The sequence below is a fragment of the Kribbella voronezhensis genome (assembly GCF_004365175.1).
GTDB lineage: Bacteria > Actinomycetota > Actinomycetes > Propionibacteriales > Kribbellaceae > Kribbella > Kribbella voronezhensis.
This window is the reverse complement of record NZ_SOCE01000002.1, coordinates 1-18,663: the sequence shown is the minus strand read 5'-3', so window position 1 is coordinate 18,663 and position 18,663 is coordinate 1. Positions and strand designations below refer to the sequence as shown.

The 18,663-nt window shown below is 68.9% G+C and carries 14 protein-coding genes; 9 read left to right on the top strand and 5 right to left on the bottom strand.

The genetic code is table 11. The features are described 5' to 3' along the window. The first annotated feature begins 100 nt into the window (after window positions 1-100). Window positions 101-1,429, top strand: a complete 1,329-nt coding sequence (locus EV138_RS27545) for a GGDEF domain-containing protein (RefSeq protein ID WP_133982158.1) — start codon at window positions 101-103, stop codon at window positions 1,427-1,429. Here the strand turns inward: EV138_RS27545 and EV138_RS27540 are convergent. Next, entirely contained in the window at window positions 1,416-2,378 is a 963-nt protein-coding gene (locus tag EV138_RS27540; RefSeq protein WP_133982157.1) for a zinc-binding dehydrogenase, read from the bottom strand. The genes EV138_RS27545 and EV138_RS27540 overlap by 14 nt on opposite strands. A 131-nt stretch (window positions 2,379-2,509) precedes the next feature. On the opposite strand from EV138_RS27540, the gene EV138_RS27535 reads away from it, so the two are divergent. Further along, window positions 2,510-5,338: an SCO1167/SCO6262 family helicase gene (locus tag EV138_RS27535; RefSeq protein WP_500778649.1), complete on the top strand. Its 2,829-nt coding sequence runs from the start codon at window positions 2,510-2,512 to the stop codon at window positions 5,336-5,338. Next, window positions 5,335-6,579 (top strand): SWIM zinc finger family protein, encoded by a 1,245-nt coding sequence (locus tag EV138_RS27530; protein ID WP_166678767.1) that lies wholly within the window; start codon window positions 5,335-5,337, stop codon window positions 6,577-6,579. The genes EV138_RS27535 and EV138_RS27530 overlap by 4 nt, the downstream gene beginning before the upstream one ends. A gap of 17 nt (window positions 6,580-6,596) precedes the next feature. Here the strand turns inward: EV138_RS27530 and EV138_RS27525 are convergent, their stop codons facing one another. From EV138_RS27525 to EV138_RS27515, 3 genes are all read right to left on the bottom strand, one after another. Continuing rightward, window positions 6,597-7,577 (bottom strand): GDSL-type esterase/lipase family protein, encoded by a 981-nt coding sequence (locus tag EV138_RS27525; RefSeq protein ID WP_238158457.1) that lies wholly within the window; start codon window positions 7,575-7,577, stop codon window positions 6,597-6,599. A gap of 91 nt (window positions 7,578-7,668) precedes the next feature. Beyond that, window positions 7,669-8,319, bottom strand: a complete 651-nt coding sequence (locus EV138_RS27520) for a phosphoribosyltransferase (protein WP_202866968.1) — start codon at window positions 8,317-8,319, stop codon at window positions 7,669-7,671. A gap of 84 nt (window positions 8,320-8,403) precedes the next feature. Continuing rightward, a complete protein-coding gene (locus tag EV138_RS27515; RefSeq protein ID WP_133982156.1) occupies window positions 8,404-9,207 on the bottom strand; it encodes a TrmH family RNA methyltransferase in 804 nt (267 codons plus the stop codon). A 298-nt stretch (window positions 9,208-9,505) separates the two neighbouring features. Between EV138_RS27515 and EV138_RS27510 the strand changes: the two genes are divergently transcribed. Genes EV138_RS27510 through EV138_RS27500 form a run of 3 tightly spaced genes read left to right on the top strand, consistent with a single transcriptional unit; the run spans window position 9,506 to window position 12,001 of the window. Further along, a complete protein-coding gene (locus EV138_RS27510) occupies window positions 9,506-10,696 on the top strand; it encodes a hypothetical protein (protein ID WP_133982155.1) in 1,191 nt (396 codons plus the stop codon). Continuing rightward, the gene (locus EV138_RS27505) at window positions 10,693-11,355 is read left to right on the top strand and encodes a hypothetical protein (protein ID WP_202866967.1); all 663 of its coding nucleotides are present in this window, start codon (window positions 10,693-10,695) and stop codon (window positions 11,353-11,355) included. Before EV138_RS27510 ends, EV138_RS27505 begins: the two co-directional genes overlap by 4 nt. Continuing rightward, on the top strand, window positions 11,348-12,001 hold the full coding sequence (locus EV138_RS27500) for a hypothetical protein (protein WP_133982154.1): 654 nt from the start codon (window positions 11,348-11,350) through the stop codon (window positions 11,999-12,001). The genes EV138_RS27505 and EV138_RS27500 overlap by 8 nt, the downstream gene beginning before the upstream one ends. Before the next feature lie 328 nt (window positions 12,002-12,329). Here EV138_RS27500 and EV138_RS27495 read toward each other — a convergent pair whose 3' ends face one another. After that, complete coding sequence (locus EV138_RS27495; protein WP_133982153.1) at window positions 12,330-13,319, bottom strand: pectate lyase family protein; 990 nt, start codon at window positions 13,317-13,319, stop codon at window positions 12,330-12,332. Between the two features lie 545 nt (window positions 13,320-13,864). Between EV138_RS27495 and EV138_RS27490 the strand changes: the two genes are divergently transcribed. The 3 genes from EV138_RS27490 (at window position 13,865) to EV138_RS27480 (ending at window position 18,556) form a co-directional block, all read left to right on the top strand. Further along, a complete protein-coding gene (locus tag EV138_RS27490; protein ID WP_238158456.1) occupies window positions 13,865-17,209 on the top strand; it encodes a coiled-coil domain-containing protein in 3,345 nt (1,114 codons plus the stop codon). A 276-nt stretch (window positions 17,210-17,485) separates the two neighbouring features. Continuing rightward, window positions 17,486-18,139, top strand: a complete 654-nt coding sequence (locus EV138_RS27485; RefSeq protein ID WP_133982152.1) for a hypothetical protein — start codon at window positions 17,486-17,488, stop codon at window positions 18,137-18,139. Window positions 18,140-18,184: 45 nt separating this feature from the next. Further along, complete coding sequence (locus EV138_RS27480) at window positions 18,185-18,556, top strand: nuclear transport factor 2 family protein (RefSeq protein ID WP_133982151.1); 372 nt, start codon at window positions 18,185-18,187, stop codon at window positions 18,554-18,556. Window positions 18,557-18,663: the final 107 nt, after the last annotated feature.

Below are 18,663 nucleotides of genomic sequence, written 5' to 3'. Positions count from 1 at the left end.
ACCCCGTGGATGGGAATACCCGCGCTGCGGGGATGACCTCGAGTGAACGGGCAGTTACTATTCTCGAATAACCGCTCAGGTCTAACTGTGTGAGGCCACCATGATTCTGATCGGTCGGAGCAAGTGGGTGCCACCCCGCCAATGGAAGCTCTGGTCGTTGCCGGCTCCGGCACTGGGCTATGTGCTCGGTGTCGACGCAGTCGCGCTCACCATCACCGCCTTGGCTGTCGCATCCACGGCCTCCGGCGACCACGCCGGGGTCCGGCCGTCCGAATGGGCTGCCTTCGCCGTGCTCGCGGTCGCTTCGGTCCTGCACCTGGAGTCTGCCCGCGGAATCGAGCGCCGACGCGAGATGGCGGCGAACACCTCGCCGTACACGAATCTCAAGAGCCTCTGGGTCTTCGCCGGGCTCCTGCTGCTTCCGCTGTCGCTGGTGATCGCCCTGGTCACCGTGTCGTACGGCTACTCCTGGATCCGCGTCTACGGGCGGACGATTGCCCACCGCAAGATCTTCTCGGCGGCCACCTTCGTGCTGGCCAGCGCGGCAGCAAGCGCCGTACTGCGTGCGGGCGGCCTCTTCTCCGAACCGCGCGTCCCGACCGGGCTGTGGAGTCTCACGGTCGTCGTCGCCGCGATGATCACCTGGTGGCTGGTGAACTTCGCCCTGGTGATCGGGGCGATCCTGCTGTCTGCGCCGGACGCCTCGGCGCGTGGCGCACTGGGCGACCTGTCCGACCAGCTCGTCGTCGTGGCCGGCCTCGGACTCGGTGTCGCCGTGGGAGCCCTGCAGGCGTCGTACCCGTGGGTGGTGCCGATCCTGATGGTGACGGTGCTCGCCCTGCACCGCGACCTGCTGCTGCCGCAGTTCCAGCGCGCTGCGGGGACCGACGTGAAGACCGGCCTTGCCACCCCGTCGTACTGGGCCAGTGCCGTGCCGGCGGAGCTGGCTCGTGCCGAGTCGCTCCGGAGCACTGTCGGGCTGCTGATGCTCGACCTGGACAAGTTCAAGGAGATCAACGACACGTACGGCCATCCGGCCGGTGACCGAGCGCTGCGTGCGGTCGGCGAGAGCGTGCGCGCCGAAGTACGGCAGGGTGACCTTGTTGCGCGCGTCGGCGGGGACGAGCTGGCCGTGCTGCTGCCGGGTGCGTCCGAGGGCGAAGTACTGGAAGTCGCTGAGCGGATCCGCGAGCGCCTGACCACGCTGACCGTGTCGGTGGATACCGCGACCGACGCCACGGCGACCATCACCGGGGTTCCGGCGTCGTTCGGTGCCGCCGTCTACCCGGATGTCGCGGGCACGATGGATCAGCTGGTGATGGCGGCCGACAACGCGCTGCTGACCGCGAAGCGGGCCGGGCGGAACAAGATCGTCTCCGCTCGCCCGAACCCGCCCGCGGTCACCGAGAACTCGATCACCGAATCCTGAGCAACGCCTTCCCCAGCAGGGCGCGGTCCTCGATCGCGCGGTGGGCGTCGCCGAGTCGATCGAGGGCGAACACGCGGTCGATCACGGGCACCAGGTCGCCGGCGAGGGCTCTCGTGATGACGTCGCTGTTGGAGACCGGTCCGCCGTCGGCCTGGACATCCATGATCCCTCTGACGGTGATGCCCCGCCGCTTCGCCTCGGCCTCGTCGTACGCCGCGAAACCCCCGCCGGGCGTACCGTGCGCCGAGAACCAGCCGCCGTCCTTGACCGTGTCGAACGCGGCCGTGCCGTAAGCGCCGCCGGCGCCGTCGAGGACGACATCGATCCCCTTGGTTGCCTCCAGCACCGACTTCTCCCAGGCCGGTGTCGTGTAGTCGACCGCGACGTCGGCCCCCTGCGCCTTGGCGAGATCGAGCTTGGCCTGACCGCGGGCGGCCGCGACGACGTGAGCTCCGGCCTTGTGGGCCAGCTGGATCAGCAGTAGTCCCATCCCGCCGGCTGCCGCAGTGATCAGCACCTTCTTACCGGCCAAGCCGGGCGCAGATCTTTCCAGCATGAGCGTGGTCAGCCCGTCGTTGAGCACGGCCACCGCGGCTTCGACGCCGAGCTGCGCCGGGAGTTCCACCAGCGAATCAGCCGGTACTGCGACGCGCTCGGCGTGCGCACCGAAGCCGGCGATCCGGCCGACGACCGTCTTGCCGATCCACTCCTCGTCGACACCTGCCCCGACCGAGTGGACCCGGCCGCCCAGCGAACTGCCCGGCACGTACGGCGGGCTCACGTCGAAGTACCCGCCGAGGTTGCCCTGCCTGATCGCGGTCTCGACCCAGATCACATCGGTCACCTCGACGTCGACCACGACCTCCCCGGCCCCTGCCACAGGCTCGGGCCACTCACGGACCTCGATCACCTCGGGACCGCCGAACCGCGTCACCACTGCTGCCCTCATCTGTGTCCACTCCTCATCGTTCCGGTTGCCGTTCCCTGAAACCCTGCAACCTCAACCTTGGTTCGGGTCAAGCCGATCGGCGGACAGGACGGGCGGCGTGGGGCCTGTGGACGAAGCCGAGCAAGCTGTCGGTGGGAGTGGGTACTGTGCGGTGGGTGGTCGAGCTTGTGTTTCTTGCGGGGGAACCGCCTCGGGTGGGGCGGTTGGCTGCGTATGGGGACTTGGCCTCAGCCGGACTGCAGGCGGACGGGCAGGTGGAGGTGGTTCAGCTGCGCGGGGACCGGCCGCGGCGGGTGAAGGTGGCGGCTCGGCTGCTCTCGGTCCAGGAGGCGCTGGAGTTCCTGACGCGGCCTGCCGGTGACGGGGATTCGGCCGGGCATCGCGCTTGGCGGGCGGCCGCGCTGGCGGGGATCGGACTGGTCGCGCGCGGGCGGTTGGTGCCGGACAAGGGGACGACCGGGATCGGTGCGTGGCGGGTCGGGCCGCTGGATCCGGCCGATCGTGGCTGGCTGAAGAACCTTGCCGCGTCGATGCCCGCCGAGGCGTACGCAGTACCGGTGGAAGGGTCGCGGCCGTTGCGGCTGGCGGATCCTGAGCAGTTGGTTCGCGCGTTCTGGGATGCATTGGCGGACGCGCTGGTCCGTACTCCGGCAGCAGGCGTCTCCGTGCGGGAAGGTGCCCGGCCGTTCGCGGCGGTCGAGCCGCTGGAGATCACCGGGCCGACCGAGTGGCTCGACGAGACGGCGTTGAGTGAGGAGGCCGGCGCTCGGCTGGTGCTGCGCATCGAGCCGCCTGAGGACGACGCCGAGTTCACAGCCGTTCTGCAGTTGCGAAGTGGTGTGGATCCAAGCTTGCTGGTGGATGTGGCCGACGTGTGGAACGCGCCGGCCGCAGTACTGGCTGCTCTTGGGGAGCGAGCGGAAACCGATCTGCTGTTGGCGTTGCGGCGTGGGGCGCGCGTTTGGCCGCCGCTCGGAGCGGCCTTGAAAGATGCGGCGCCCGAGTCCGTCGGGATCGACGACGAGGCGCTGGACGAGCTGGCGAGCGACAGCGCGGCCTTGGACGGCGCCGGGATCGAGGTGTTGTGGCCGGCCGAACTGTTCGCTGGTGAGCTCGCGGTCCGTGGCGCCGTTGCCACTCCGACGCCGGGTGCGGTGACGGGTCCGGACTTCAGCCTCAACGATCTGCTGGCGTTCAAGTGGCGGCCCACGTTGGACGGGCAGGAGCTGACCGAGGCCGAGGTCGCCGCGTTGGCCGAGGCGAAGCGGCCGATGATCCGGATGCGCGGGCGATGGGTGCGCATCGACCAGGAGCTCGCCCGGAAGCTGCGGCGCGGTGGATCGCGGAAGCTGACCGGAGCGGAGGCGCTCGCGGCAGCGTTGACAGGGACGATCGAGGTCGACGGCGAACTGGTCGCGTTCGACGCCAACGGTTCGCTGCGGACGATGGTCGACAGACTCCGGACCGCTCGCGAGCCGGAACCGGTGGACGAGCCGATCGGTTTGCGAGCGACCCTGCGCGACTACCAGAAGCGGGGTGTCGCGTGGATGGCGCACCTGGCCGACCTCGGCTTCGGCGGATGCCTCGCGGATGACATGGGTCTCGGCAAGACGATCCAGGTGATCGCACTGCATCTCCAGCTGAGCAGGCGCGGACGCGGACCGACGCTCGTGGTCTGCCCGTCGACGCTGCTGGGGACGTGGGAACGCGAGCTGGGGAAGTTCGCGCCTGAGGTGCCCACACGGCGGTACCACGGCGCCGGGCGCAACCTCAGCGACCTGGCCGCCGACGAAGTGGTGCTCACGACGTACGGCGTGGTGCGGCAGGATCACCGGGTGCTCGGCGAGATCTTCTGGGGACTCGCGGTCGCCGACGAGGCCCAGCATGCCAAGAACCCCTTGTCCAGAACGGCTCGCGCACTCCGGACGTTGCCTGCGGCAACCAGACTCGCGCTGACCGGGACACCGGTGGAGAACCGGTTGTCCGAGCTGTGGTCCATCCTCGACTGGGCCGCGCCGGGGCTGCTCGGCACCCTGGACCGGTTCCGCCACGACATCGCCGTACCGGTCGAGCGGTACCACGACGAGGAGGCGACCGCCCGGCTCGCGCGGGTCACCCGGCCGTTCCTGTTGCGCCGGAAGAAGACCGATCCCGGGATCGCGCCCGAGTTGCCGCCGAAGACCGAGCACGACGTCGTGGTCCCGTTGACCGCCGAGCAGGCCACGCTCTACCAGGCCGTCGCGAAGGAGACGCTCGCCAAGATCGAGGAGGCCGAGGGGATCGCGCGCCGTGGGCTGGTGCTGAGTCTGCTCACCCAGCTCAAGCAGGTCTGCAACCATCCGGCGCAGTTCCTGCACGAGCCCGGTCCACTCCCCCGCCGGTCCGGCAAGCTCGCCGCGCTCGACGAATTGCTCGACGTGATCCTGGCCGAGGGCGAGTCGGTGCTGATCTTCAGCCAGTACGTCGAGATGTGCCGGCTGATCGAGGCGCACCTGGCGGCCCGGCAGGTCCGGACGCTCTTCCTGCACGGCGGAATCGGGGTGCGGAAGCGCGAGCAACTGGTCGAGCAGTTCCAGGCGGGCGAGGCGCAGGTGTTCCTGTTGTCACTGAAGGCCGGCGGCGTCGGGCTGACTCTGACCAAGGCGACCCACGTCGTGCACTACGACCGCTGGTGGAACCCGGCCGTCGAGGACCAGGCGACCGACCGTGCCTACCGGATCGGGCAGGACCGGCCGGTCCAGGTGCACCGGCTCATCACCGAGAACACCCTCGAGGACCGCATCTCCACGGTCATCGCGGCCAAGCGTGACCTCGCCGACGCGGTGGTCGGTTCGGGCGAGGCGTGGCTGAGCGAGCTGTCCGACACCGAGCTGACCGAGTTGGTCGAGCTGTCGACGACACCGGCCAAGTCAGGTGCGGCCAGCGCCTACAACCCTTCTGCTGTTGGGAAAACGGCATGAACGACCGTACGCCGTGGCAGGGCTGGCGCCGTTCTTCGGAGGAGAACGCGGGGCTCCCCGCCGCCAAAGGTCCCGGCAGCCGCCGGCCGTTCGGGCTGACCTGGTGGGGCAAGGCCTGGGTGGACGCGCTCGTGCATCGCGCCCGGCTGGACCCAGGTCGCTTGAGTCGCGGCCGGTCCTATGCGCGCCGCGGCAGCGTGCTCGAGTTGACGGTGGATCCAGGTGTGGTGAGCGCGACGGTCCAGGGCAGCCGCCCCACGCCGTACGAGGTGAACGTGCGGATTCGGGCGTTCACCGACGACGAGTGGGAAGCGGTGCTGGACGTGGTGTCCGCGCAGATCGGCCGGGTCGCGGCGTTGCTCGATGGCGAGTTGCCGCCCGAGGTCGTGGACGATGCGCAGGCAGCGGGGCTGGAGTTGCTGCCGGACGCGGGTGAGGTGAAGACCGCCTGCAACTGCCCCGATTTCGCCGTGCCGTGCAAGCATTCGGCGGCCGTCTGCTTCTTGATCGCTGACGCTCTCGACGAGGATCCGTTCGTCTTGTTGCTGCTGCGCGGACGCAAGCGGGACGAGCTGATGGCGGCTCTGCGGGAGCGCCGGTCTGCCGGAGGCGAGCAGCTTGCGGTGAAACGCCGGCCTGTCGGCGTACCGGCCAGGGCTGCGTTCGCGAAGGCGCTCGGTCCAGTGCCGTTGCCGCCGAAGCCACTGGCGCAACCGGGGGTGCCGTCTGCCGTGCTGATGCTGGAGCCGCCGCGGCAGTCGGGAATCGACGCGCACGAACTGGTGATGCTGGCGACCGATGCCGCTCGGCGGGCTTGGGAGCTTGCGTCGGGGGACGGAGACGGCGGGTTCGGGCTGAGCCGGGAGGAGGATCTGGCGCGCCGGGCCGCCGGTTTGCTGGGGACGGCGGGGCTTGCGGATCTCGCCCATCGCGCCGGCGTACCGGCTCGGGTGCTGACCAGTTGGGCGATCGCTTGGCGCGAAGGCGGAGCCGGCGGTTTCGCTGTCGCCGAGTCGACGCCTTCGGCTGGTTCGGAGGACGCGATCGATCCGGCCGCGATAGCGGAGGGTCGCGAGGCGCTGGGCGCGAACGCGGTCGTGGAAGGCAACCGGGTGACAGCCGACCGGAGGCAACTCCGGCTGGGGGCGGACGGCCTTTGGTATCTGTTCGGCGAGCAGTTCAACGACTGGGTACTCCGCGGCCCGGGCGCCGCCGATCCCCGCGACCTCCTCGGTCTGTGAGTCGACGAACGCTCGGGTCAGCGTCGCGTCAGGTCCGTATGGGTTTCCAGTGCCTCGATCAGGCGGGCAGCGAGTTTGGCGTGTCCGGCGACGGAAGGATGCAGTCCGTCGGTGCAGTCGTCCGGAGTGATCCAGCCGTCGGTGCCGACGTAGACGATGTCGTCGTCGCCGGTCAGCTTCACCGCGGTCTCGATCGCGTCCGCGTGCTTGCCACTGAAGGGGCTGAGGGCAACGAGTTTGGCCGACCCGTACGTCGAGCGCACGCGGGCGAGGTATTCGCCGTACTGCTCGGGCGTCAGCGTCTCGTCGTTCACGCCCAGGTTGAGCACGACCACCTGCGGCTGCTCGATCCGCTCGGCCGGCGAGCCCGCGAAGTTCCAGCCGAAGGACTCCAGCCCGTTCGGCACCTCGCCGTTGCCGACGCGAGCGATGCCCTGGCTGCCGAAACCGACCTGGTACGCCGTTGCGCCGAACGCCCGCGCGGTCAGATACGCGTACGACTTGCTGCCGTCGGCGCCGGCGGACTCCGGATCGGTACTGAGCGCACGGACGCCCTGAGTGATCGAGTCGCCGTAGAACTCCAGCCGCGGTCCGGCCGGGCGACCGACCAGCCGCAGCCGGCTGTTGACGTCGAGCACCAGGCCGGCGAACACGACCGCGCAGTCGAACGGCGGATTCCAGCGATTGACGAACTCGTTGACGTCCTTCACCACGACCTCGACCGTGTGCCGCCCGGTCTCGGCGGTCAGCACGATCACCGGCCGCTCGATCAGGTGCAGCTCCGGCTCGGAGTCGTCGACTGAGATCCACAGATGGGGAGCGACGGTCAGACCATCGGTGTCGAAGAGCAACTGGACCCGCTCGCCGGCGAAGGAGAAGCTGATCCGCGACCCGGAATTGACCGTGATCGCGAGCCCGGGCTGCTGCGCCCACTGCCCCTCGAGGACGATCCGCGGGTCGCTGGGGGCGACTACCTCACCCGGTTCGAAGTCGTTCACAGGACACCATTCTGCCGGGCGGTGGAACACCCGCGCCCGCCAGGTCAGGTGGCGGGACCGACCTTCGCCGGCGAAGGTGAAGTCTCCCGGCTCATGAGTCGCCTTGCTGCGTCGTCGTACCAGCGAGCAGAGCGATCACCTCCGCCTCACTCGTCTGACCGAAGTCGCGGTACCACTGCCCCACTCCGATGAAGCTCTTCGGCTTCATCAGGCAGATCACCTCGTCCGCGACGGATCGCAGGCGCTTCAGCGCAGCCGCTGCCCCCACCGGTACCGCAACGACGATCGCCGCCGCTCCCCTGGCACGAGCGACCTGGCAGGCTGCCTGCATCGTCGAGCCGGTCGCCACGCCGTCATCCACCAGCACCACTGTCCGTTCGCGGATATCGATCGCCGCTTCGGTCAGTCGAAGCCGCCCGGCTCGCTGCTCGACCACGGCGCGCTCCCGCCGTGCAACGGCTGCCAGTGCCTCCTGACTCACCCCGGACGAGGCCACCAGGGCATCGTTCATCACTAGGACACCGTCCTCACCCACCGCGCCGAGCGCGAGCTCGGGCTGCCCAGGCAGCCCGAGCTTCCGTACGACCAGCACGTCGAGCGGCAGGTCAAGCCGCTCGGCCACGACTGCGGCGACCGGAACGCCACCCCGCGGCAGACCGAGCACCACCGCATCGTCCGGCACCCGGCGCCGCAGAGCCGAGGCGAGCCTTCGTCCCGCGTCCACCCGATCGGCGAATCTCACTAGCTGCCCCCTTCGCCTGTGCTGCAACACCGCCGTCTCCAGTTCAGACCGTGCCGGGCTGCGACGGAAGGGCCAGGGCCAGCATCACCACCCGTCCTTGTGCGCCCGCGCCTCGAAGAGCAGGATGCCCGCGGACAGCGCGACATTGAGGGAGTCGGCCTGGCCGAGCATCGGTATCGACACCGCCCCGAAGCCCTGCTCGTGCCAATGCCTGGACAACCCACCACCCTCCGACCCGACCACGAACGCCGTCGGCTTCCCCTTGTACTGCGGTACGCGGTAGCTCCCCGTCGCGCTCGGATCGGCCAGGTGGACGTCGACCCTGCGCGCTCGGAGCCACGCGGCTGCCTCGCCGATGTCGTCGAACTCGAGGACCGGCGTACTCAGCACGAGGCCGCGGCTGGCGGCGTACACGCCGGGATGACTGCGTCGCGCCCGTCGGCTGGTGAGGACGAGGCAATCGGCGCGGGCGGCGTCGACCGTACGAATCAGGGTGCCGAGATTGCCGGCGTACTCGACGCCGTCCGCGACCAGGACCAGCGACGATTCGTCGAAGCGGAAGTCCGTCGGTTGCCAGACCGGGAGCCGGGCGATCGAGATCAGGCCGTCCGACCTGGTCTTGCGGGTGACTCGCGCGTAGAGCTTCGGTGAGATCCGGAAGACCTCAGCTGCCCGCGACGCTACTTGTTCTGCGATGCCGTCCTCGGCTGCTTCAGGGCAGTAGAAGAAGGCGTCGATGACGGTGGGAGTGGTCAGGAGCTGACTGTGCTCCCAGGTGCCCTCGACCAGGATGCGGCCGGGAACGGAATCCTTGCGGACGGCGAGCAGCTCGCGGTACTGCGGGTGCTGAGCGCCGATCGGCAAGGCGTCGAGACGTGACGGTGCCATGCTGTGACTCCGGTGAATGAGAACAGCAGACAGCCCGGGGACGACCCGTCGAGGGTGGTCCGCACCGGTACCGCTGCTGGGGTCGGCTAGAGCGTTTGAGGACGCACTAGCCGAGCAGTCTCATCATGCTTCGGATAGTAGAGAGTGGTTCCGGTGGCGTCACCTGATTTTGGGCCGGGTGGAAGTTGTCCACAGGCGGCCGGGCGCCGGTTTCCGATCTGTCCGCCCGGGTCGATAAAGTCCGGGTCTGGTCATCGGCCTGGTTGACGGGCTCGCCGACCGCACGGGAGGAGTGACGATGGACGCGACTTTGCTGGACGCGGAGGCCGAAGCGGCCGTACTGCGCGTCTATCGGCAGGTGTTCGCCGTGCTCGCTCGCGAGGCCGGCGCGATGATCGTGGATCCCGACCTGCTGGACGTCGACCAGGCGATCCTGGACGCGTTCGCCGAGGCCGGGAGCGACGGGCTGACCGTGGAGCAGGCGTCCCTGGCCTGCCGGGGCTATCCCCATGACGTGATCGTCCGGCGTTTCGAGGTGCTCCGGCAGTACGGCGCGATCACCAAACTGGTCGACCGGCCGAACGAGCTGCGTCACCGCGCCGCCTTCGCGCCGTACGTGATGTTGATGTTCCTCAAGCGGATGTCCGTGCAAGGTGGGCAGGCCGAGCTGCACCAGCTGCTCACGCTCGAAGCGCACAGTGTGAGCGATCCGCGCGCGACCGAGGAGCAGGGGCAGGCGTCGATCGAGCGCCTGACGAAGGTGTTCCGGCTGCTCGGGAACGAGCTGGCGATCCTCGTCTCGACCAGCACGACCGCCCAGCTGCGGGAGAACGCGCAGCTCGCCTGGGGCAACGAGCGGCTGATCGAGCAGGCCGAGAAGGTGCACCGGATCGTCCTCGAGCGCTGGCCCACACTCCACCGGGCCTGCACGCAACTGCGGATGTCCCTGGCTGCGTACGCCGACGCGGTGCAGCTCGCCGCGGGCCGACTGGTCGAACGAGCCGGTACTACGCGTGCGCTCGGGCTGCTCCCGATCGAGACCTGGCTGACCTTCACGCGGAGCAGTGAGACCGAGGTGCTCGCCGGCGTACTGGACGGGTTGCTCTTCGACGCCGCCGCACCGGACTTCTCCCCCGAGACGATGCTGGAGGCGGTCGAGTCAGGACGTCGTACCGGCACCGCGCGGATGGCGCCCCCTCGCCCGTCGGCGGAGACGGACGCACCGGAGTCGGCGGCCGCGACGGATCGGGAGGATCTCCGCGCGGAAGCCGAGCGGATCCTGGCCGGGCGGTCGAGCGTTTCGATCATCGACGTGGTCGACGACGCCGGCGATTGGATCACCGCGCGCCGGGTGCTGGCGGAGCTGACGGCCGCTCATCTGCATGACGAGCTGGACTACGAGCTGGTCTGGGCGGACGGGATGCGGATCGATCCGACGGCCGGAACGCCGTGGGCGACCGAGGGCACGTTCCGGCGGGTGACGCGATGACTGCCGACGCCGCTGTCGAAGGTGGGCGTAGTTACAACGCCTTGTGGTGGGCCAAGGTGCAGTCGGCCGGGCCGTTGCAGGTTTCGCCGGATACGCCTGCCGTTGCCGGGCTGACGCGAGCGGCCGAGCCGGACGGTTCCAGCGTCTGGATGTTGCCGACACTTCCGGAGGGCGCCGGACACGCAGTACTGGAAGAGCTCGGCACCCCGCCGGTCGCCGTCGAGCAGCCGAACGAGACAGCGCGCGTGCTGGCCATCTGCGTGGCGTGCTGCTGGCCCGACCGCAGCGGCCCCGCCTGGCCGGGCGTCGTCGGCACGCTCACCCAGATCAAAGCCGTGTACGCCGGGATGCGCGGCCGGCCCGAGCAGTCGAGCGACCTCACTCTGATCATCGGCAGCCTCAGGCGTCTCCACGCCACGCATTGGCTGCTGTGGAACGAGAAGGCCGGCGAGGTTCGCCTCGGCCCGCGCGTGGTGAGCTGGGGCCCTCCCCAACTGGCCGGCCTCCGGGAACTCTGCCGAGTCCTACCGGATCCCCCACCAGCCGTCCTCAGCCCGGCCCGCAATCCCGAGCCTGATCCGGATCCCCTGCCATCCGATGCCGCCGCCACGGACCTTGCCGACGCGGACGCCTCTGCCTTGGAGGTGGAGGATGACTGAGCAGCATGCGTTGTTCGATTCTCTGCTGCAGGATCTGAGCGACCGTTCCCGGGACGAAGTACTGGCCGCCTTCAGTGCCGTCCAATACGCGGCCAACCCAGTGGCCGAGGTGCAGCTCGCCGGACTCCGCGACGTGACCCTCCGCCGCCAGGTCCAGAAGATGCTCAAGCTGATCGGCCGTACCCTCGTGCAGGTCGACGGCACCCACTGGACCGCCGGCTACGCCGACGATGTCGCAGAAACCCTGACAGCACAGGGCTGGCAGCCGCTTTCCGTGGTCGACCGCGCCGTACTCGTTCTCGTCCTCGTGCATTCGGTGGCGATCCCCCGCAGCGAAGGCATTCTCACGGGCGACAGCTGGAAGTCGGCCCGCCCGACAACAGTCGACGAACTCCGCACCACCAAGATCAGCGGCGAAGAGCGCCGCCTTTCTTTACAACGACTCCGCGCCGCCGGCCTGATCCAACTCTCCGGCGACCACTCCGGCGGCCCCAGCTACATCCCCGGCCCCCAACTCCAACGCCTCACCCCAGCCGCCCGACGCCGACTCCAAGACCAACTGATCCTCGCCGCCGCCCCCGCCAGCCCCATAGCCGAAGCCATCCGAGCCCGAAAACCCCTCCCCACCAGGGAATCCCCCAGCTAACGCACCACTTCCAGAACCAGCAGCCGGCTGCCAAGACGCGCGGCACCAAACCGGGCTGGGGCACCCGGCGACGCGCAAACTCGACTCCCAAGAGCAGGTAGCAGCCGGCCGAGCGCAGTGCCCCGGGGCGGTGGGGCACTGCGCTGGAGCACCTAGTACTGCGGGGCGGGGCACTGCGCTGGAGCACCTAGTACTGCGGGGCGGGGCACTGCGCTGGAGCACCTAGTACTGCGGGGTGGGGCACTGCGCTGGAGCACGTAGTACTGGGGGGTGGGGCACGCGGTGGTGGCGCCCACGTGCACCGGACATGCTCAGGTTGCGGGTGGGTTCAGATTTTGCCGGTGCCGGCGTAGGCGGTGACGATGGACTTGATGTCGGCGGCTGCGTCGAGCGTGTAGCTGTAGGGGATGGCCGCGACGCTGCCGGGGTTGCGCGAGACCGGCGTACCGGATCCGGTCAGGTAGTTGCCGTCCAGCTTGAGATTGCCTGCGGGCGAGTCGCCGGTCTGAGCCACCGTCGGCTTGCTCACGTTCTCGAAGTAGTTGCGCTGGACGAAGACGCCCGCGTTGACCGTGGAGGCGACGCCGTAGCCGCTGTTGCCGCGGTAGTAGTTGTTGTAGACGTGCACCGGGTTCGCGAACCGCACCCGCGGGTGACGTTGCGTGGATCCGTCGAAGTAGTTGTGGTGATAGGTGACCCGCAGCTTGCCGAGGTCCTCGGCGCCGTTGTCGTCGGAGTGCCCGAGCAGGAACGACTTGTCGTGACTGAACACCCGGTTCCACGACACGGTGACGTAGTCCGACGCCCGCTTGATGTCGACCGCACCGTCGTACCCGTTGCTGAAGTTGTTGTGGTCGATCCAGACGCGGGTCGAGTACTGGACGTTGATCGCGTCGTCGGTCCAGTTCTTGAAGTTGATGTTGCGGATGATCACGTTGCTGACACTGGCGATGTTGAACCCACCGGTGGTGATCGTCGCGCTGCTGCCGACGCCGATGATGGTCTTGTTGGCGGCGACCTTCGTCATCCCGCTCGGCAGCGCGATCGTTCCGGACACCTTGATGACGCGGGCGCCACTGGCCTGGACGTTGCTGATCAGCGCGGCCTGCGTGGTCACGGTGACGGGCGAGGCACTCCCGCCGCCGGTCGTGCCGCCGCCTTGGGTCGCCCAGCCCTGGAGCGCGAACGTGTAGGCGGAGGCTTCCGGTACGAACGCAACGGAACTGCTGGCGAGCAGTGCGGCGCCGGCGGTCAGCATGGCGGTTGCGCGGAGAATCCGCCGGCGCGGTGGAACGGTCGTTGGGGCGGAACTGGTCATGGGGGACCTCCAGGAAAGTAGGAGTCCACGGCCGTCGCAGACCCGCGTCCGGGCTCGGCATTCGTGGATGGGGCGGGCGCGGTCGGAGCAGTCCGTCCGCGCTGGAGAGCGCTTTCCTGGGCGAGACCGTAGCCAGTTGCTCCATCCGTCGTCAACAGTGCGTGACGAATCGGCTACGCATTCGACAATCTTCGACGACCGCGCCCACCCCTGAACCGGTTTGCCTACCACCTGATGCCCGGAACGACGTGGCCTTTTGACGCCTCCTGTCGCCACCCGGCAAAGCTGTCGGTACGGCGAACTTGTCGGCGCCGCGCGATCCCGCGAGCTCTCGACGCACGCAGTACGCGGACATGCGCACGGGGACGCTCGGCGCGGCGGCTGAGGCAGCTCGGGGGTGTGGAACCCGGGGCTGGGGTGTGTCTCGAGCTGTCGATGCGGGGTTGGTGGGGAATGGTCGATAAAGTCCTTCTTCTGATCAGGGCGAAGGCGGGGGAACGACGCCTGCGCCGGGTAGGGAACGCAGACCAGATGCAAGGAGCAGCATGAGCAGTCCTGTTGAGGACGGACCGTTCGACATCCTCGGCTCGAAAGTGCTGCTCGGCGTACAGGTCGTCGACCTGTCCCGGTTGTCGACCCACCCGATCCCGATGGTCGGGCAAGGCCTCGTCACCGTCGCCGGCCAGGGCCCGGTCGACTCGAACGGCGCCGGCAAGTCCTCCTGGATCGCGGCGCTGTCCCTGCTCCACGCCGACGACCAATGGCGGCTCACGAGCGGCGCTCCGGGCGCGGCCGAATTGCTGTTCACCGCCGAGGCGGCCGGCCAGGAAGGCAATTGGTCGAACGTCGACCGCGGGTACATCATCGGCGTCTTCTCCGACCCGGAACTGACCGACCTCGCGGAGATCGAGGCGGCCGCGATCACCGTGTGGATCCGGATCAACCGCAAGGCGTCGTACCTCGACCTGCGCTGGAAGAACGGCCTGCACGTCCCGTTCGGCGCGACCGAGGCCGAGCGTGCGGCGGGCGCGGACGCCTTGTGGGCCGCACTCCCCCATTCCAACGGCCGCACAGACTTCCACGCGAACAAGCTCTCCACCGTCCTGTACGGCGGCCAGGTCCGCTGCGTCTCGTTCCTGTCGACCTCGGTCCGGTCGTCACCGACGGCCAACCTGCTGGCCGAGCCGCTGAACGAACTCGGCCCCGCCCGGATCTTCAACGCGATCGCGACCCTGACCGGCCTCGACCATGAACTCGAGCAGGAGCAAGCACACCGGTCCGCCGAGCACACCCAGCGGGAGGCGACCAAGCAGGCGACCGCCGACCTGCAACGCTGGGAGCAGGAGATGGCCACGGTCGAGGCGGGCATCCTGCAGCGCGCCGCGGCTCGTTCTGCGCTCGCCGACGCGCGGGAATCCTGGCAGGCGCGGTGCGCGCGGCACCTGGTCGACGGAGACTCCCGCAACTCCGAGATCCTGCACGAACTCGCCGAACTCGATCAGCGCGTGGCCGAGCAGGAGGCGCGACGCGAGACCGTCGACGCCGAGATCGATGCCTTCGGCAATGAAGAGACCCTGCTGCGTGATGCCCAGCTGACCCGCCAGGAACGGGACAAGCTCGATGCCCGCGACCGCGAACTGGACCTCGCTCAGCGATCCGTTCGCGAGCAACTCGAACGGCTGGGCCAGGAGCACCGCCGGTTGCTCGATGCCGGTCGCTCCGCGGACGGACGTGACCTGGACGCGGCCGCGGCTGAGCAGGACGAGGCTCGTCAGGCTCTTGAAGAGCAGATCGGACGCGATCACGCCGCCCGGACATTCGTGGACCAGGCGACTGCCCTGTTGCGCGAGGCGGAGAGCGGCCAGACCGTGTCCGCGCCGCAGCAGCAGGTGCTGGAGAACGCCGGGATCGCCTGCGGTGCCCTGACCGACATCACCGAACTGGGTGAGAACGACCGTGCCGAGTGGGAGCCGCGGCTCGCGCCGTACCGCGAGGCTGTTGTCGTCGACGCCGAGGACGCCACTCTGGCTGCCGCCGCCCTGGCGGACGCAGGCTACCCGGGCTTCCTGCTGGTGCTCGCGAACCGGCCGGGTACCGCCTTCAAGGGCGGACCGACCTCGGCCGACAAGCGGTTCAAGCTCGACGCGTTCTTCGTGGCGCTGGCGTCGCGCGCCGCCAAGGAGGTCATCGACGAGGCCGCCGGGGTGGTCGCCGTCGGACAGTTCGAGGAGGCGATCACCGGCCGGACCGCACGGATCGAAGCCGCCCGACGCCGCTTGGATGCCGCGGTCGAGGCCCGCTCGGCGGCAGCGGCCGCTCTGGAGCAAGCCCGGTCCCGGGTAGAACAGGCCGAACGTCGTACTGCGGCTGCCCGGGCGCTGGGAGCCGCTGCCGACGTACAGGAGCAGATTCTCGCGCTCCGCGAGGCGAACGACCGCCACGAGAACGACCGGGATGCGCTGGCGCCTTCGCTGCAGGCCGCCAAGGAGGCAGCCGAGGCGGCTGCCGGTCAGCAGTTGGTCCGGGACGAGCGGCTGAAGAACCTCGAGGCCACTCGCCGTGACCACGACCGCATCCTCGACGACCTGGCGGGCCGTCGGCTGGTGCTGCTGGACGAGCAGACCTCGCTCGATCTGGTCGCCCGGACGACCGCTTGGGGAGCCTCGGCCGCTGAGGCGAACGAGTTCCTGCTGGCTCTGCCGGAGGATGCCCAGCGTCGGACCACGGCCGACTGGAACCACCAGACCTGCACCCAACTCGACGACGTCGTACGCCGGTGCTTCCCGAACGCCCGGTCGCGCGAGGAGATCCCCTCGGAGCTCTGGGAAATCCTGAACGGTCAGGACGGCTGGTCCAACGGCACCCTCGGTGCGCGCGTCGCTCTGGTGCCCGCGTTGCAGCGGACGCTGGCGAGCCATCTCGCACAGCACGAGACGTTCGACAGCCTTCAGCAACAGCAGATCGCCAGCCAGCGCGCCGAGCGCAACGCCGCTCTCGAACGCGCCCGCGAGGGACTGGGCGAGGCGGAGAGCACCGCTCGCGCGCACCGTGCCTCCCTTGCCGACGGCATCAAGTCGCGGCTGCGGCTGGTCTCGGCTGAATTCGACCGCCTCGACCAGCAGTACGGCGGCTACGGGGCGAAGCTCGAGTATCCGGAGCCCGACCCGCCGGCTGAGCCCGACAAGCCGTGGAAGTGGACCGTGACGCCCAAGTGGCGGCGGTCCGAGGGCGGCCCGTTCTCGGCGTTCAACGTCAAGGGCAACACCGCGCAGATGGACGAGAAGGCCGTCAAGCTCGTCTGCGCCGCCGCCCTCGCGGGTGGAAGCGACCGGCCGCTGCTCCTCATCCTGGACGAACTGGGCCGCAACCTCGGCTCCCAGCACCGGCGCGAAGCAGTCGCCCTCTTCGAACAGATCGGCCGCGACCGCAACATCACGGTCATCGGCGCCCTGCAGGACGACATGGAACGGTACGCGCTGGCGTCGTCCCGCCTGTACGTGAAGCTCCGCCGCTCCTCCGACACCATGGCCTACAACCAGGCACCGGTTGTGAAGGGCAACGAAGAGTACGCCGCCCGCGTGGAACTCCTCCGCACCTGGCTCGACTCCTACCGAGGCCCCACCCCCACCCTGGACCTAGCCCCCGACCAACTCCCCACAGACCCCACCCCCGAGCCCACGCCAAACACCGCCCCGTCCCCGATCCCAACGTCCACCACGCTGGGCTCGGCCTCAGCGGCCGGCGCGCCGGGCTCGACCTCTGGGGCCAGTGTGACGGCGACGCCCGGCTCGGATGCCGCCGGCGCTGCTGTCCAGGCTGCCTCCAAGGGGCGCCAGCCACGGAAGGGGCGCTCGAAGGCCGCCCCCAAGGGTGAGGACGCGACTGATTGAGCCGCGAGTCTCTGGCGTCCCACGGATGTGCTGTGGGATTCGCCGTACTCCGGTACGGAGAGTGCGCAGATCGGGTGGAGGGTTTGAGCGGGAGCCTGCGGAAAGGGGACCCCGTTGGTCGGGATGAGCTGACTATCGTTCACACTGGGGTGGTGACGTGTCAGCTGTTCCGCTCGGATCGTTCACGCCGCGTAGGCGGAGCTCTGGCCAATCCCTCGCAGGTCGGCGTACCGTCTGGCGAACGGGTCCAGCCGGCAACTGAGCGGAGGGCGTGAGATGGCATCTTGGCTGTTACGCGCCCAGTGGACGCACCGTGACGAAACCATCGAGCACCGGGCACTCCGCGTTGGCCGCACACTGACAGCCGTCGCGGTCGCATTCCCGGACGTGCACCTGTGGACTCAGGACGAACGCTGGGGGTACCACGTCCTCGAGGCCGACGCCGCGACTCCCCTGCAGGAGATGGTCGAGGCAACCACGAAGGTCCTCTCGAACGGATCCAGTACGACGCGGCTGCATCTGCAGAGCACCGGCGAGCTGCCTTGGCTGTTCGACCTCTCAATGGGCGGCACCCTGACGACAGCGTCCGACCAGCTCACGCTGCACTGGAGTGACGACGACGCACTGAGTCAGTCAGAGCGCTTCGCGCAGGTCCTCCGCGCGGTCGTGACGATCTGGGAACCCGAGTGGGCCAGCATCGCCGACACCGAGCTCGCAGCCGCCGCCGGCGTCTTCCGTCGCGGCATTCCGATGATCGGCTGGCTAACCTACGTCCGCGGTATGGTCGCCGGCGCCTACGGGATCGACATCGATCTCACCCCGTTCGAACGAGGCACTCTTCTCCAGGCGCCCGTTGCACCGGCAGATCTCACGGCCGTCCACATCTGCGCCGCCGCGGCTCTGGTCGGCATAGCCCCAGAAGCCCACTAACTCCGCCCAGACGATTAACTCCGCTCAGACGATTCTGAGGAAGTCATGACTGTCGACTCCGAGGCTCTCGCCGTATCGGCCGCTTGGGATGCCGCTCTCGTACGCACTGACGCCGAAGCGATTGCCGGCTTCATGGCTGACGACTGGGCCTACATCGGGTCGACCGGGGCGACGCCGAAGGCCGACATCATCGCCTGGATTGCCTCGGGGAAGCTGGCTCACCACACGATGGAGACCATCGGAGCCGCACGCGTGAACGTCCACGGGGAGACTGCCGTGATCACCGCACGCAAACAAAGCACCGGCAGCTGGGACGGCGTCTCTTACGCAGCAGACGAATGGATCAGCGAGGTCTTCGTCGTACAGGCCGGGCGCTGGCGATGCATTCTCAGCCACAAGTGCCCGGCTGAGGTCTGAAAACACGTCTAGAAACACATTAAGGGCCACCCGTGTGGGTGGCCCTTAACAGTGTGAATGTCCGGCGACGTCCTACTCTCCCACGACCTCCCGGTCGCAGTACCATC